Below are 14,594 nucleotides of genomic sequence, written 5' to 3' on the forward strand. Positions count from 1 at the left end.
TTATTCATGTTTATTCGAGATGCTTTAGCCCACCTCACCACTCACTCTTCTCCCACGCCTCGTCCCCCATCGGCTGGAATACATCCCGCATGTAGCCCTTGACGAACAGGTCCATGCTGAACGCCAGGCCATTGGCGCCGCTGACTTCGCTATAGATCCGCGACTTTTCCAGACCCTCGTCTTTCAGCCGGACCAGAACCTGCAGCGTGACCGCCATCAACGCCTTGGCAGATGGATACGCGGGGGATTCTCCATCGGCACCCCGCAACGCGCGAAGGAACTCATAAATGGCCTTCTCACCTTGCCCTTCCATCGCCAACAGTTGTTGATACAAGCGCTCGAACTCAGGGTCCGGGCGCTTGTTGCCAGACAGCGCCGGGCTGGCAGCTATCAGGCGCGACTCCAGCGTCTCCACCACCGGACTTTCACCGCGCTCAAGCGCGCTGGAACTGTTTACGGATTCAATTTTCATGAAGCGCCTCGGTCGGGGCAGTGTGGGCGCAGCGGGCTGGGTGTTCGGCAAAGGTCGAACACAATTCCGTGAGTGCCTGCATCGAGCGCTGGTCCAGGGATCGAACCGATTCCGGCAGGTTCGCGATACACGCCAGCAATCGTGGTTCCAGCCGTTGCCGGGTCGTTTCAACATCGAATTCGAGTAGCTGATCGGCGAGCCGCACCACATAGCGCTCTTGAGTGTGATAGTCGATAACCAGTTCGCCGGGCCACAGCCTGCGCAATTGTTCGCGCAGTTCATTGCCTCGCGACCGGAAGTGCGCCGGCAACAGCACTTGCAGCACCGCACCCGAGCCGCCCTGATGCCCGGTCAGCCAGCGCTCCAGCATGTCGTCCAGCCATTCGGGACGACTCAAGGCTTGTGCGAGCAAATCGCGAGCGGCCTGCGCAAGGTCCTTGTGCAATTGCGCTCCCAGCGACTGCGATTCCAGCAAGCCGTTGGCCAGATGCCCGGTCGCACGCAAGAGGCCCTCGGCATAGCCTTCCCGAAACGCCTGGGCATGAATCGCTTCGACGCCCAATTGCTCCTCCAGTTGCACCAGTTCTCCACGGGCAACACACTTGCCATTGGCGCGAATCTCGACGTGATGGGCGGCATCGTCAGCCAGCGGGATCAGTTGCCCTTCGATGATCTGCGATAACGAGGCCAGATCGATTTGCTGGCTGGCGAGTACGAACTCCAGGCGCACCGATAAAGAACCAAGGTCAATCCCGGGATCCGGCGTGTCCTGTTGATTGGCTTCGACCATGGTCGATTGCATGTGTATTCCCTTTTCGTGAAACGTGAAAACGCCGAGGCATCGATCCGCCAGCCAACACTGGTGCACCACCACACAGCGGGAACGCTTCTCGGACTGGCGCAGATGTTCGACGAACTCGGTCACTTCTCTCCCGCGCTCACCGATCAGGCCGATGACAAAAACATCGGCATCGGTGTGGGCGATCAGCATGTTGATCAACGTGGTTTTGCCGGAACCGGCGGCGGCGAAGATGCCGATGCGCTGGCCGACCCCGCAAGTCAGCAAGCCGTCGATGACGCGAATTCCCGTGCGCAGCGAGTCCACAACCGGACGCCGCTGCTGGTACGACGGCGGGTCGGCATCCACCGGACAGTCGCGCTGAGCCAGCGCGGTTGAAGGTGCCAGACGCTCCACGATAGTGCCCTGTGGATCGACCACGCTGCCGAGCAAGGCATCACTGCACGTCAATTGCAGGGTCGAGCCCGTGGGCACAATCATCGACTCCCTGGACAAGCCTTTCGCATCGCCGAGCAAACTGAGTACGACGGCGTCGGGCTTGAAGCCGATGACCTGCGCCCTGGCCGCCACTTCAGGCAAGCGCCAATGGCGACGCACTTCACAAATTTCGCCGATCACCACATTGCTCAGCGCGGCTTCGACCAATGGACCGCTCAGTCGCAAGGGATGGGCAGCCGTTCGCTCCAATCGCCCGGTCATAGGCGCAGAATGCCGCACAGTTCTTCGACCACCGCCACAAAGTGGTCCAGGGCCTGGGCGAACTTGCCGGCTTCGCTGAGGGCCTGCTGATTGCACATCAGCCGCAGTTCCAGCTGCCCTTCTACCTCGCACAGATGCAACTGCCCACTGCGGGACCAAGGGCAGCCTTGCAGTAAAATCTGCAACAACCGGTCGGCACTACGGCCCAATTGCAGAGGCCCGATCTCCATCACCGCGGCCCAGACCCATACCTCTCCTTCCACATGACCGACGTTGATATTGGGCAAATCCTTCATCTGCATTTCAATGGTGCTGTGACTGTCGAAGTGTCCGATCTGGCTGTCCATGCAGCCACTGTGGCGCAGCGCTTCGCGCAACAGGTCGGCAATATCCATTGGCATCATTTACAGGTTTTCCTTACAGCGTCTTGATGACATTGACGGAGACGGTCTCGGAGACTTCGCCGAACGACATCACGTCCAGCTCCCGGAACCGCCCCTCGATCAGCTTCTTGATGTAGCGCCTTACATCGACCGAACACAGCAACACCATGTCCTTGTGCGCGATGTGCACGCTGTCCAGACCGACAGTCAGTCGGTCCATCAAATCCTCCGACTCCGCCGGTTCCAGGTTGATGAAACTGCCGCCCGAGGTTTGTCGAATGCCCCGCCGCACCACCTCTTCGAACTCCGGTGACAACAGCAGCACACGCAAGTCATTGCCCTGGGCGAACTTGTTGCTGATGTAGCGGGCCATCGCGCCGCGAACGTGCTCGACCAGTGCCAGCACGTCCTTTTCCCGCGATGCCCAATGCGCCAGCGACTCGAGAACGAGCTTCATGTTGCGCACGGAAATGCGCTCGCCGATCAACCGCTGCAGCACCTCGGCGATCTTTTGCACCGTGACGTGGCGATAGACTTCCTTGAGCAAATCGGGGTAGCGCGATTCCATTTCGTCCAGCAACTGCTTGGTTTCCTGCACCCCGAAAAACTCCTGGATGTTGCGCGCCAACAGCGTGACCAGGCAGCGATAGCATTCCTCGTCCGCCGGACGCAGGTGATACCCCAACTGCTGCACCCGCTCCCTGTCGCCGGCGTTGACCCAGACACCGCCCAGACGGTTGCTGTCGTTGCCGCGTACCAGGGCAAAACCCAGGGGCTCCAGCTCTGGCGAATAGTCGAGCAGGCGCCAGTGATCAAAATGGATATCGAACTGCTCGGCGCGCACTTCATTGATCAGCACCGCCACTTGATGGGTCGGCAACGCCTCGCTGGCACGCAGCTGCGGTTCCGGAATGCGCAACCCGTAGTCGACGAAAAACTGGCTGCGAAAACGCGCGGCCCAGCGGGCCTTGTTCAGTTCCTCCAGCCGCGCCGTGGGCACCAGCAACATCAACCCACCACCAGACTTTCGCCGATCACGAACTCACCGAACGACGCGATGATCTCCCCCGCATCGGCCTGACTGAGAATCAGGCGGCTGGTGCTGATCGACAGTGCCAGGCGAAACAAGGTGGTCAATAGCAGCAAGGCCGGGAATGTCGAAAAGCTGAGGATGCGTTCGATGTAGAACGAGCCCATGAACACCAGCAGCGAAATGACGATGTTCAGGCCGATGAGAAAATCCACCAGCGCCGTCGGCAGTGGAATGATCAGCATGGCGATGATCATCACCATCAGCGTCAGGATCAGCAGCTCCGGACGAGCGCCGACGTTTCGCAAAAACACATTGAGCATGGCAGGTCAGTTCCGCAAAAAAGTCACGGGCAACCGCCGAGACGTCGCTGTTCGATACATTCGTGGGCGTAGGCAATGTCGGCCAGCCGCATGAACTGTTGGGCCAGGCGCACCGGCGCTTCTTCGTCGGCAAACAGGGGCGTCGGCAATTGCAGGCTGTGCCGACGCAGCGTCTGCAGCACGGTCGAGCGTTCACGGTGCGGACTCAGCAGCACCCGCTCGCCCAATGCGCCGAGCAACAGTTGATCGAGCTCATCGGGGTAGGCCAACACGCCAAGCAGGAACACCAGCCAGTCAGGCTCGTGGGGGTTATGCCGACAGATGAGCGCGTCACCGAGCAGGCTGCCGATGAATAAGTCATCGGCCGAACGCAGGCGCTTGAGGTCGTTCACCCGGGCCAGCAGATGACCAAATTCTGCGCGCGAGCAACTCGGGTCCTGGGCGCTGATGTCGGTGAGCAACGCCGCTTCGATAAAGACCAGAACGTTCTTGCGCTGGAGTGGCCCGTACAACGCAATCCAGTCCTGATAGCAATCGACCGGGCCTTCGTCGGACTCGAGAAAATCGCGGTAGGTCTCGCGCAACAGTGCTGCGCGCACCGCCATGCTTTTACCGAACATCCGGGCTTTGAGGGCAGCGTTAATCCCGGCATTCATACGCTTGGGGGAGCCTTGGGCAACCACCGTCTGCAACAACGTTTCGAGTCGTTGACGAGTAGTCGTTTCCAGCTTTTTTCGGCGCAACAGTTCCCGCAGCACCAACGCCAGGTCGCTATCGTCGGGGAACAGATGTCGCACCATTTGCAGTAGCCAGGTGACAGGTTTGTCCGTCAGCCGCGCAAGGTTGAGAATCTGCCGTGCCTTGGGCACCGTGTCGTCGTCCAGCACCCGCTCGAAATTATCGGCCAGCGTGTCGGATTTGAGTTCGAAGTGCCGTCGGCCACGGAACTGCGCCAGCGCTGCCGACATTTCATCGCTGATCTGTACAAAACGCCCGACAGCAGCAGCCGTACCGCTGTCATCGAGATCGATGTCTGCATCCGCCTGAGGCTGTGGATGTTCGGCGGCCTTCTCGGCATTCAGCCGTGCCTGGGCGGCTCGCCCGCCCGTGGAAATCGATGGCAGAATCATTGTACGGCTGCCCGAAAATAGGACCGGCGCACACGCTCGTGCTGCTCCGGGGTCAGCAATCGTGTAGCCGGCTCTGCCGTGGTGGGCTCCAGTGCGTTGCGAATTTCCTTGGGTTGGATCAAGAACACCCGCACCGTGTTGGCCGAACGGTTCTGCCGATAGCTGAACAAGCGCCCGACCCACGGAATCGAACCCAGAACCGGTATGCGACCGACTTGCTCACTGTTGTCATCGCGGGTGAAACCACCCACCAACAGGCTCTTGCCCTGGGGCACCCGCGCCACCGTGCTGATACGTGTGCGGCCGACCGTTGGCAATGTACCCGGCGGCTTGTCCTGATCAGGTCTTTCGACTTCGTTGCCGTCCTCGATGTTGAGCGACATTTCGACCTCGTCCGCCTGGGCAAAACGGGGCAGTACGCTCACCAGCGTGCCGTAGGTCACGTGCTGCAAATCGACACTGCGCTCCCCCACCAGCGGGGCATAAAACGTGCGGTTGTTGTCGAAGATCGCCGGAACGTTTTCCTGCGTCAGGATCACCGGCCGCGACACCACATTCGCCCGGTTGGTGCGTTCCAGTGCCATGACCTGGGTCACGAACGACGCACCATCGAGGGTGGTCGCCGAGCCGGCATTGAGGGAAGCGGAAAATTTCCCGCCCGTATTCACGGCGCCTTGCCAGTTGATGCCCAGCTGGTTGAGTTCGTCCTTGTGCAAATCAATGATCCACAGCGACAACTCCACATGTCGTTTCGGCGTGTCCAGCGCGCTCACCAGGTTCTCGATAAAACGCACTTGCTCCGGCAACCCCTTGACCAGCAGGCTGTTGGTATCCGGATAGGCCACCACCCGAATGTTTCCGGCGGCCATGTCCCGCGCAAGGATGCGCGGCGCTGCCGGGTCCCGATCCGACGGGCTGGTCGCCAGGCCTTCCAGGGGAAACGCCGGCATCAACCCCTGCGGTCGCGGTGCAGGGGCGTGCGCCACCGACGGCTCGACCTCGCGCTTCTCGCCACGCAATAATTCCTCGATCACGGTGGCCAGTCCGGGGAGGGTCACCTTGTCATCGCGCAGCTCGTATTTGCGGTCGCTGACAAAGGTATTGTGTACCTGGATGACACCGATCTGCTGCTTGCCCAGCAACAACTCCGAACGCTGGTTATCCATCATCCCGGCCGCTTGCACCACCAGGTCGACATACATCGGCGGACCCGACACATGAAAAGTACGCAGACCGTCATGGCGCAGTGGATAACGCACATCGTGCAACCCGGAACGCTCAAGAAACGCCTGAAGCCTGGCCACCGTCAGGGTTTGCAGTGACACCATCGAGCTTTTGATTTCCGGGGCGTCATACAGGTAAATTGCCTGGCCGTCGGTGTACCAGATCAAACCCATTTTCAAGCTGACTCGCTCAAAGGTCTGTTGCGGTTTACGCAGATCGAACGTACCGGAAATGCGCTTGGCCGCAGCGGCCTTGCTGACGATGACCGGCTTGCCAAGCGATCCGGACAACTCGCTGAAAAAAGTCCGCGCGCTCTGTTCGCGGGCCTCGAATTCATAGATATCGGCCTGCGCGGCCAACGGCACGATGATCAACGTGGCACCCAGCCAGAAGGGCAAAACATACAAAGAGTGAATTAGGCGGTTCATCGGCTCACTTGCCTGGTAAATAGGTAATGTCGGCCAGGCTGCTGGGCGTGAAGCCCACCAGTTCGCGGATTTCCTTGGAGAAATGCGAAGAAGAGGCAAAACCGAACTCCAGCGCCACATCCGTCAGGGAACCGCCCTGCAGACTCATGTTCAACAGCGCCTGGGCCGTCCGCCAGCCGCGCAGGGCAGGCTTGGCTGCCGTACCCAGTGCCTTCCGGCACAGTCGGCGAAAATGCGACACAGAGACGCCATAGCGCTGCGCCAGGGTGGTCAGCTTTTCGCTGTGGGTGCCCTGTTCCAGCAGAAAGCGCACCAGTCCGTAACCCTCGGTATGACGCAACACGCTGGCAAAGGCCTGGTAGGCCACACCACCGACCATGGACTGTTCGATGTACCAGCGCTCCAGCGCGCGCTCGCACTGAACGGTGGGGTAAGCCACCGGCAATGCCGCCCAGGGAGCCGGGCCAGGCCGTTGATCATTCAGCGCGTTCCCCAGATCGATGAACACTTGCAACTTCACCAACGGTGCTTGCGCAATCGGCAGCGCCTGCATGCTGCCGTGCGCCTCGAATGCACCGCTCATCGCAATCAGCCCTTCCCAACCTGTCGGCAGGCAGCCGACCGTCGCGCACTGTTGCGAGACCAGTTGCACGGGGGATTCGCTGACACGCAGATGCAGCACCCGCTCGCTGGAACGGGCATCCGGGAAATGCGTGTCGCGTAGAGATTCGATGTGCACGCCAACCTCCTTCGGCCTGACGATCAAGGGCCGGCAGGATGAAAGACATGGCGCGTTGAATCCTGATGAAAAGCTGATGAAACCCCGGCTGGCATATGCCTTGCACCCGTTCAGGCATCAGCACCCGCGCCAACGACGGTGTGAGTGCCAGGACAATGACGTCGTGACCGGACTTGCGTGCGCAAGGCCACCGGTACGACGTTTTTTTTGCAAGGTGAATACGCGATGAACGAACCGTCCGCCGGCCCTCTGGCCTGGGTCAATGGCAGCGATGCCCCGGAAAAGACCGAAATCAATCTGGGCTTCATGGCCCTGAGTGACTGCGCCTCGGTGGTCGTCGCCGCCACCCAGGGCTTCGCCCAGCCCTACGGGCTGACCCTGAACCTCAAGCGCCAGCCATCCTGGGCCAATCTGCGGGACAAACTGGTCAGCGGCGAACTCGACGCTGCCCACAGCCTGTACGGCTTGATCTACGCCGTGCACCTGGGCATCGGTGGCGTGGCTCCGACCGACATGGCCGTGCTCATGGGCCTGAACCAGAACGGCCAGAGCCTCAATCTTTCTCGTGGCTTGCAGGGCCTGGGCGTGACCGGTCCTGAAGCACTGCACCGGCACGTGCACCAAACTCGCCCAAAACTGACCTTCGCCCAGACCTTTCCCACCGGCACCCATGCCATGTGGCTGTATTACTGGCTCGCCAGCCAGGGCATCCATCCGTTGCAGGATGTCGACAGTGTGGTGGTGCCGCCGCCGCAAATGGTCGCGCACCTGCAAGCCGGCCGCATCGACGGTTTCTGCGTTGGCGAGCCCTGGTCCGCCAGCGCGGTGCAACAGGATCTCGGCTTTACCCTGGCAACGACCCAGACCCTCTGGCCCGACCACCCGGAAAAAGTCCTGGGCTGCACCCGCGCCTTCGTCGAGCAATACCCCAATACCGCCCGGGCATTGGTGATGGCAATCCTGCAAGCCAGCCGTTTCATTGAAGACAGCGTCGAAAATCGCCGCAGCACTGCACAATTGCTCAGCGCGCCGCAGTACCTCGACGCCCCGCTCGACTGCATCGAACCTCGCCTGCTGGGCGAGTACGCCGACGGTCTCGGCAATCGCTGGCAAGACCCGCACGCCTTGCGTTTCCACGGTGAGGGCGCGGTCAATTTGCCGTACCTGTCCGATGGCATGTGGTTCATGACCCAGTTCCGCCGCTGGGGGCTGTTGCGCGACGACCCGGACTACCTCGCGGTGGCCCGACAGGTCCAGCAACTGGAGGTGTACCGGGAGGCCGCCAGTGCCGTCGGTGTCGCCGCGTTGGGCACGGAAATGCGCAGCAGCCAGTTGATCGACGGCAAGGTCTGGGACGGCTCTGATCCGGCCGGTTATGCCCGAAGCTTCAAACTACACGCCATGAGCGACAACTCGCCCCTTATCGCCAGCCACTGACAGGAGACTGCGAATATGTTGCGTATCCTGCTGATCAACGACACCGCGAAAAAAGTCGGGCGCCTGAAAGCGGCCCTGACCGAAGCCGGCTTCGAGGTGATCGACGAGTCCGGGCTGACCATTGACCTGCCCGAACGCGTCGAAACGGTGCGTCCGGACGTGATTCTGATCGATACCGAGTCACCGAGCCGCGATGTCATGGAGCAAGTGGTGTTGGTGAGCCGCGACCAGCCACGGCCGATCGTGATGTTTACCGATGAACACGACCCCGACGTGATGCGCCAGGCGATCAAGTCCGGGGTCAGTGCCTACATCGTCGAAGGCATTCACGCACAACGCTTGCAGCCGATTCTCGACGTGGCCATGGCGCGTTTCGAAAGCGACCAGGCCCTGCGCGCCCAACTGCACGCCCGCGACCAGCAACTGGCCGAGCGCAAGCGCATCGAGCTGGCCAAAGGGCTGCTGATGAAAATGAAGAACTGCAACGAGGAACAGGCCTACACCCTGATGCGCCGCCAGGCCATGAGCCGTCAGCAGAAGCTGATTCAGGTGGCGGAGCAAATCATTGCCATGAGTGAGTTGCTTGGCTGAAGCCTTGTGGTGAATGTTCTATCGCCTTCGCGAGCAGGCTCGCTCCCACAGTTGATTGGTGTACGGCGCAATTCCCCTGTGGGAGCGAGCCTGCTCGCGAAGGGTGCACCACGGTTTCGGCTGTTGGCACAAATCTGGCTAAGTAATCATCACAGGTAACCAACGGCGGTTGCCCCACCCACGACAAAGACGTCGCTCACCCCATTTGCCCCTGGCGAATCGGGTAGCGGCGTTTTTTTGTTTTGGCCCCATAGCCCGGGGCCGGTGGTGCGGCCCTTCGGCGCCCCACCTGCATGACTCCCGTTCGAGACTCCTATCAGCTGAGGTGCGCGATGAATTCAAGCTTCTGGAAATCCGGCCATACCCCGACCCTGTTCGCGGCCTTCCTGTATTTCGACCTGAGCTTCATGGTCTGGTACCTGCTTGGCCCCCTGGCGGTGCAAATCGCCGGTGACTTGCACCTGACCACCCAACAACGCGGACTGGTGGTGGCTACGCCGATCCTGGCCGGGGCGGTATTGCGCTTTGTGATGGGCATGCTGGCTGATCGCCTGTCACCGAAAACCGCCGGCCTGATCGGTCAAGTGATCGTCATTTGTGCACTGTTCGGGGCCTGGAAACTCGGCATCCACAGCTATGAGCAAGCGCTGCTGCTGGGGCTGTTCCTCGGCATGGCCGGAGCCTCGTTCGCAGTGGCCCTGCCCCTCGCCTCGCAGTGGTACCCGCCGCAGCATCAAGGCAAGGCCATGGGCATCGCCGGGGCCGGTAATTCAGGGACCGTACTGGCCGCGTTGATCGCACCGGTGCTGGCGGCGGCGTTTGGCTGGAGCAACGTCTTCGGCTTCGCCCTGATCCCGCTGATCCTGACCCTGATCGTCTTCGCCTGGCTGGCCAAAAACGCCCCCGAGCGGCCGAAAGCCAAATCGATGGCCGACTACTTCAAGGCCCTGGGCGACCGCGACAGTTGGTGGTTCATGTTTTTCTACAGTGTGACCTTTGGCGGTTTCATCGGCCTGGCCAGCGCCCTGCCCGGCTATTTCAACGACCAGTACGGCCTGAGCCCGGTAACGGCCGGTTACTACACGGCGGCCTGCGTGTTCGGTGGCAGCCTGATGCGTCCATTGGGTGGCGCACTGGCTGATCGCTTCGGCGGCATCCGCACCTTGCTGGCGATGTACACCGTGGCGGCGATCTGCATCGCGGCCGTGGGTTTCAATCTGCCAAGCTCCATTGCAGCGCTGGCACTGTTCGTCTGCACCATGCTCGGTTTGGGGGCAGGCAACGGCGCGGTGTTCCAGTTGGTCCCACAGCGCTTTCGGCGGGAGATCGGCGTGATGACCGGCCTGATCGGCATGGCCGGCGGCATCGGCGGGTTTGCCCTGGCGGCAGGCATGGGCGCGATCAAGCAAAGCACCGGCAGCTACCAGATGGCGTTGTGGCTGTTCGCCAGCCTTGGCGTCCTCGCCTGGTTCGGTCTGCACGGTGTGAAACGTCGCTGGAGAACCACCTGGGGTTCGGCCGCCGTGACCGCTGCGCGGGTCTGACGCAGCCATGAGCCTGCAACTGAGCTTCGCCCAAGCCAGCGCCACCGGTCCGCGAGACGAGAATCAGGACGCCCTGCGCCTGGTCACACCGGCCCCGGCGCTGGCGGCCAGCAAGGGTTACTTGTTCGCCATCGCCGACGGCGTCAGCCAGTGCGCCGATGGCGGCCTGGCCGCCCGCTCGACGTTGCAGGCACTGGCGCTGGACTACTACGCCACCCCGGAGACCTGGAGCGTCGCCCAGGCGCTGGATCGCTTGCTGCTGGCGCAGAACCGCTGGTTGCAGGCCAACGGCGGTGGGCAGCCTTTGCTGACCACCGTCAGCGCCCTGGTCTTGCGCGGCAAGCGTTTTACCCTGGCCCATGTCGGCGATTGCCGGGTGTATCGCTGGCATGCCGAGCAATTGCAGCGGGTCAGTGAAGATCACGTGTGGGATCAACCGGGCATGCAGCATGTGCTCAAGCGGGCACTGGGACTCGATCAGCACCTGGTGCTGGACTTTCTCGACGGTGAATTACGCCTGGACGAGAGTTTTGTGCTGCTCAGCGACGGTATCTGGGCGGTGCTGGGCGATACCGCGATTGCCACGATTCTGCGCGACCAACCGGACCTCGACAGCGCCGCGCAGACGCTGGTAAAGGCTGCGCACCTGGCCGGCAGCCAGGATAATGCCAGCGCGTTGCTGGTGCGGGTCGATGCCCTCGGTGAAACCAGCATTGGCGATGCGCTGATTCATTTGCAGCAATGGCCACTGCCGCCGGCGCTGAAACCGGGCCAGGATTTCGAAGGCTGGCAGGTTGAAGCAATACTCGGCCAGAGCCAGCAGTCGTTGCTTTATCGGGTGCGCGACAGTCAGCAACAACCCTGGCTGCTGAAAACCCTGCCCGGTGTGCTTCGTGATGATCACTTGGCCGGACAAGCCCTGCTCTCGGAGGAATGGTTTCTCAAGCGGGTGGCCGGGCGACATTTTCCTGAAGTCCATACCGCCAGTCAGCGTCAGCATTTGTACTACGTGATGCGCGAATACGCCGGCTCGACCCTGGCGCAACTGCACGCGCAGACCGGGCCGTTGCCGTTGGCCCAATGGCAGGACCTGGCTGAACGCCTGCTCAAAGCCGTTGGCCTGCTGCACCGGCGGCAGATCCTGCATCGCGACATCAAACCGGAAAACTTGCTGCTGGGAGACGACGGCGAGTTGCGTCTGTTGGATTTCGGGCTCGCCTGGTGCCCTGGCTTGTCCGAAGACCAGCCCTCGGCCCTCCCCGGAACCCCCAGCTACATTGCGCCGGAAGCATTTCGCGGTGAAGCGCCGACGCCGCAACAGGACCTGTATGCGGTCGGTGTGACCCTGTTCTACCTGCTCACCGGGCATTTTCCCTACGGCGAAATCGAAGCTTTCCAGCGCCCACGATTTGCATTACCGGTCAGCGCAAGCCGCTATCGCCCTGACCTGCCGGACTGGTTGAACCTTAGCCTTGAGCGTGCAGTGGCGGCGGATCCGGCCCAGCGCTTTGAAACCGCCGAAGAATGGTTGCTGCTGATGGAACAGGGTGAGCGCCGCAGCTTGAGCGTACGCCCGAGGCCCTTGCTGGAGCGCGAGCCGCTGAAGGTGTGGCGGGCGCTGGCACTCGGGTCGCTGTTGATCAATCTGGCGCTGATGTTTGCGGTATTTCATGGTTGAGACCGAGTTGCGCCCTTCGCGAGCAGGCTCGCTCCCACAGTTGAAATGCATTCCCTTGTGGGAGCGAGCCTGCTCGCGAAGGCGTACTGAACATCACTGCAAATCTTTAGATTTATTCCATTTCCCGTGAGGAAAACACGATGAATGCAAAAGTCTGGCTGGTCGGTGCGGGTCCCGGTGATCCGGAGCTGTTGACGCTAAAAGCCGTGCGGGCGTTGAGCGAAGCAGATGTCGTGCTGATCGATGATCTGGTGAATGACGCCATACTCGAGCATTGCGGCAACGCGCGGATCATTCCCGTGGGTAAACGTGGCGGCTGCCGCTCAACGCCACAAGCGTTCATTCATCGTCTGATGCTGCGTTACGCGCGCCAGGGCAAATGCGTGGTGCGACTCAAGGGCGGCGACCCGTGCATTTTCGGGCGCGGCGGTGAGGAGGCACAGTGGTTGCGCGAGCGCGGGGTTGAGGTCGAACTGGTCAATGGCATCACTGCCGGGCTCGCTGGCGCCACGCAATGCGATATTCCGCTGACCCTGCGCGGTGTGGCGCGCGGCGTGACACTGGTCACCGCCCATACTCAGGACGGCAGCAGCCTGAACTGGCAGGCGCTGGCCCAGAGCGGTACGACCCTGGTGATTTACATGGGGGTGGCCAAGCTCAGCGAAATTCGTCAGCAACTATTGGCCGGCGGGATGGCGGCAGACACGCCGGTGGCGATGATCGAAAATGCCTCGCTACCGCACCAACGGGAATGTCGGAGTAATCTGATGTCGATGGAAGAAGCGGCCCACGACTTCGAGTTGAAAAGCCCAGCCATATTGGTCATCGGCGCGGTGGCAACCAACGAAAAGATCAAAAGATCGCAGCCTGCGGCAGCGCCTACAGGACGCTACGCAGGATCAATGTAGGAGCTGCCGCAGGCTGCGATCTTTTCGGGTCCGGGCTGAAACACCAAATCGCAGGCAAAGAAAAGCCCGGCCTAAGCCGGGCTTTTCTCAGAGCTGCGGGCTAATTACTTAGCTTGAGCTTCAACCTGCGCTTCTACGCGACGGTTTACAGCACGGCCAGCTTCAGTTTTGTTGTCAGCAACTGGGCGGGATTCGCCGTAGCCAACAGACTGAACGCGGGACGGAGCAACACCGTACTGGTTGGTCAGAACTTGCTTAACGGCGTTTGCACGACGCTCGGACAGTTTCTGGTTGTAAGCGTCAGGACCGACGGAGTCAGTGTGACCTTCAACAGTAGTGGTGGTGGATGGGTACTGCTTCATGAAGTCAGCCAGGTTCTTGATGTCGCCGTAGCTGTTAGGCTTGACTACCGACTTGTCGAAGTCGAATTTCACGTCCAGCTCTACACGTACGACTTCAGCAACTGCTGGGCAGCCATCAGCGTCAACAGTTACGTTGGCTGGGGTGTCCGGGCACTTGTCAACGTTGTCGCATACGCCATCGTTGTCGCTGTCGGAGCAGACTTCAGCCGGTGCTGGAACTGGAGCAGCAGCAGGCTTGGAGCCGCCACCGAAGTTCACACCCAGACCTACGGACGGGATGTAGTCCCACTTGCCGTTGTCCAGCTTGTAGTCGGCTTCTACGCCAGCACGGGCGAAGAAGTTTTCGAGGAAGTAGTACTTAACGCCACCGCCTGCAGTCAGGAAAGTCGACTGGTCACGACCGGTGTGGCCGTCAGCGGCTACGTTGGTCATGCTGCCGTGCTTAACACCACCTTGAACGTATGGACGCAGAGCGTCGCCAGCGTTGTTGAAGTGGTACTGGGCGTTCAGACCGAACTGGTCGCCTTCGATTTTCTGATGGCCAGTACCGTTGTTCGAACGGGTGTGGTCGTCATTGTTGTAGGTCGCGTTCAACGACACGTCGTCGGTCAAGAAGTAACCGATGGAGGCGCCAGGAGTGTAGCCGTCTTCAACGTTCTTAACGCTGTCGTTGTACTTCTTCCCGTAGTTGAGCTCGCCTTCAACTGCGCCTTGGCCTTGTGCCAGAGCGCCGAACGAAGTAGCGGCAATAAGAGTACCAATGGCCAAGCCCAAGGTGTTTTTCAGTTTCATCCGTTAAATCCCCATCTGGTGATTGTGAAGCAGTCCCGCAAACCGGGGGACAACT

12 protein-coding genes and 1 pseudogene are annotated in these 14,594 nt (G+C 60.9%); 5 read left to right on the plus strand and 8 right to left on the minus strand.

Annotation, left to right across the window (positions count from 1 at the left end; genetic code table 11):
• Positions 1–34 precede the first annotated feature (34 nt).
• From BJ917_RS08455 to BJ917_RS08490, 7 genes and pseudogenes are all read right to left on the minus strand, one after another.
• Positions 35–472 (minus strand): hypothetical protein, encoded by a 438-nt coding sequence (locus tag BJ917_RS08455; protein ID WP_096512720.1) that lies wholly within the window; start codon positions 470–472, stop codon positions 35–37.
• Positions 462–1,970 (minus strand): FliM/FliN family flagellar motor switch protein, encoded by a 1,509-nt coding sequence (locus BJ917_RS32270; protein ID WP_256658524.1) that lies wholly within the window; start codon positions 1,968–1,970, stop codon positions 462–464. Before BJ917_RS32270 ends, BJ917_RS08455 begins: the two co-directional genes overlap by 11 nt.
• Entirely contained in the window at positions 1,967–2,374 is a 408-nt protein-coding gene (locus BJ917_RS08470) for an Invasion protein B family (RefSeq protein WP_096512743.1), read from the minus strand. Before BJ917_RS08470 ends, BJ917_RS32270 begins: the two co-directional genes overlap by 4 nt.
• Before the next feature lie 13 nt (positions 2,375–2,387).
• Positions 2,388–3,706, minus strand: a pseudogene (locus BJ917_RS08475) (FHIPEP family type III secretion protein).
• A 23-nt stretch (positions 3,707–3,729) separates the two neighbouring features.
• Complete coding sequence (sctW, locus tag BJ917_RS08480; protein WP_121103049.1) at positions 3,730–4,836, minus strand: type III secretion system gatekeeper subunit SctW; 1,107 nt, start codon at positions 4,834–4,836, stop codon at positions 3,730–3,732.
• Entirely contained in the window at positions 4,833–6,488 is a 1,656-nt protein-coding gene (sctC, locus tag BJ917_RS08485) for a type III secretion system outer membrane ring subunit SctC (protein WP_121103050.1), read from the minus strand. Before sctC ends, sctW begins: the two co-directional genes overlap by 4 nt.
• Before the next feature lie 4 nt (positions 6,489–6,492).
• On the minus strand, positions 6,493–7,227 hold the full coding sequence (locus BJ917_RS08490; RefSeq protein ID WP_121103051.1) for a helix-turn-helix domain-containing protein: 735 nt from the start codon (positions 7,225–7,227) through the stop codon (positions 6,493–6,495).
• Between the two features lie 225 nt (positions 7,228–7,452).
• Here BJ917_RS08490 and BJ917_RS08495 point away from each other — a divergent pair, with 225 nt between their 5' ends.
• The 5 genes from BJ917_RS08495 (at position 7,453) to cobA (ending at position 13,385) form a co-directional block, all read left to right on the plus strand.
• Entirely contained in the window at positions 7,453–8,664 is a 1,212-nt protein-coding gene (locus BJ917_RS08495) for a CmpA/NrtA family ABC transporter substrate-binding protein (RefSeq protein ID WP_121103111.1), read from the plus strand.
• A 15-nt stretch (positions 8,665–8,679) separates the two neighbouring features.
• Entirely contained in the window at positions 8,680–9,255 is a 576-nt protein-coding gene (locus BJ917_RS08500; RefSeq protein ID WP_096512749.1) for an ANTAR domain-containing response regulator, read from the plus strand.
• A gap of 332 nt (positions 9,256–9,587) precedes the next feature.
• Entirely contained in the window at positions 9,588–10,799 is a 1,212-nt protein-coding gene (locus tag BJ917_RS08505) for a NarK/NasA family nitrate transporter (RefSeq protein WP_096512750.1), read from the plus strand.
• Positions 10,800–10,806: 7 nt separating this feature from the next.
• A complete protein-coding gene (locus BJ917_RS08510; protein ID WP_121103052.1) occupies positions 10,807–12,477 on the plus strand; it encodes a bifunctional protein-serine/threonine kinase/phosphatase in 1,671 nt (556 codons plus the stop codon).
• A gap of 140 nt (positions 12,478–12,617) precedes the next feature.
• Positions 12,618–13,385: a uroporphyrinogen-III C-methyltransferase gene (cobA, locus tag BJ917_RS08515; RefSeq protein ID WP_121103053.1), complete on the plus strand. Its 768-nt coding sequence runs from the start codon at positions 12,618–12,620 to the stop codon at positions 13,383–13,385.
• Between the two features lie 104 nt (positions 13,386–13,489).
• On the opposite strand, the gene BJ917_RS08520 is transcribed toward cobA, so the two are convergent.
• Entirely contained in the window at positions 13,490–14,539 is a 1,050-nt protein-coding gene (locus tag BJ917_RS08520) for an OmpA family protein (RefSeq protein ID WP_096512753.1), read from the minus strand.
• Between the last annotated feature and the right edge of the window lie 55 nt (positions 14,540–14,594).

This window comes from Pseudomonas sp. WPR_5_2, from assembly GCF_003634475.1.
Classification (GTDB): domain Bacteria; phylum Pseudomonadota; class Gammaproteobacteria; order Pseudomonadales; family Pseudomonadaceae; genus Aquipseudomonas; species Aquipseudomonas izuensis.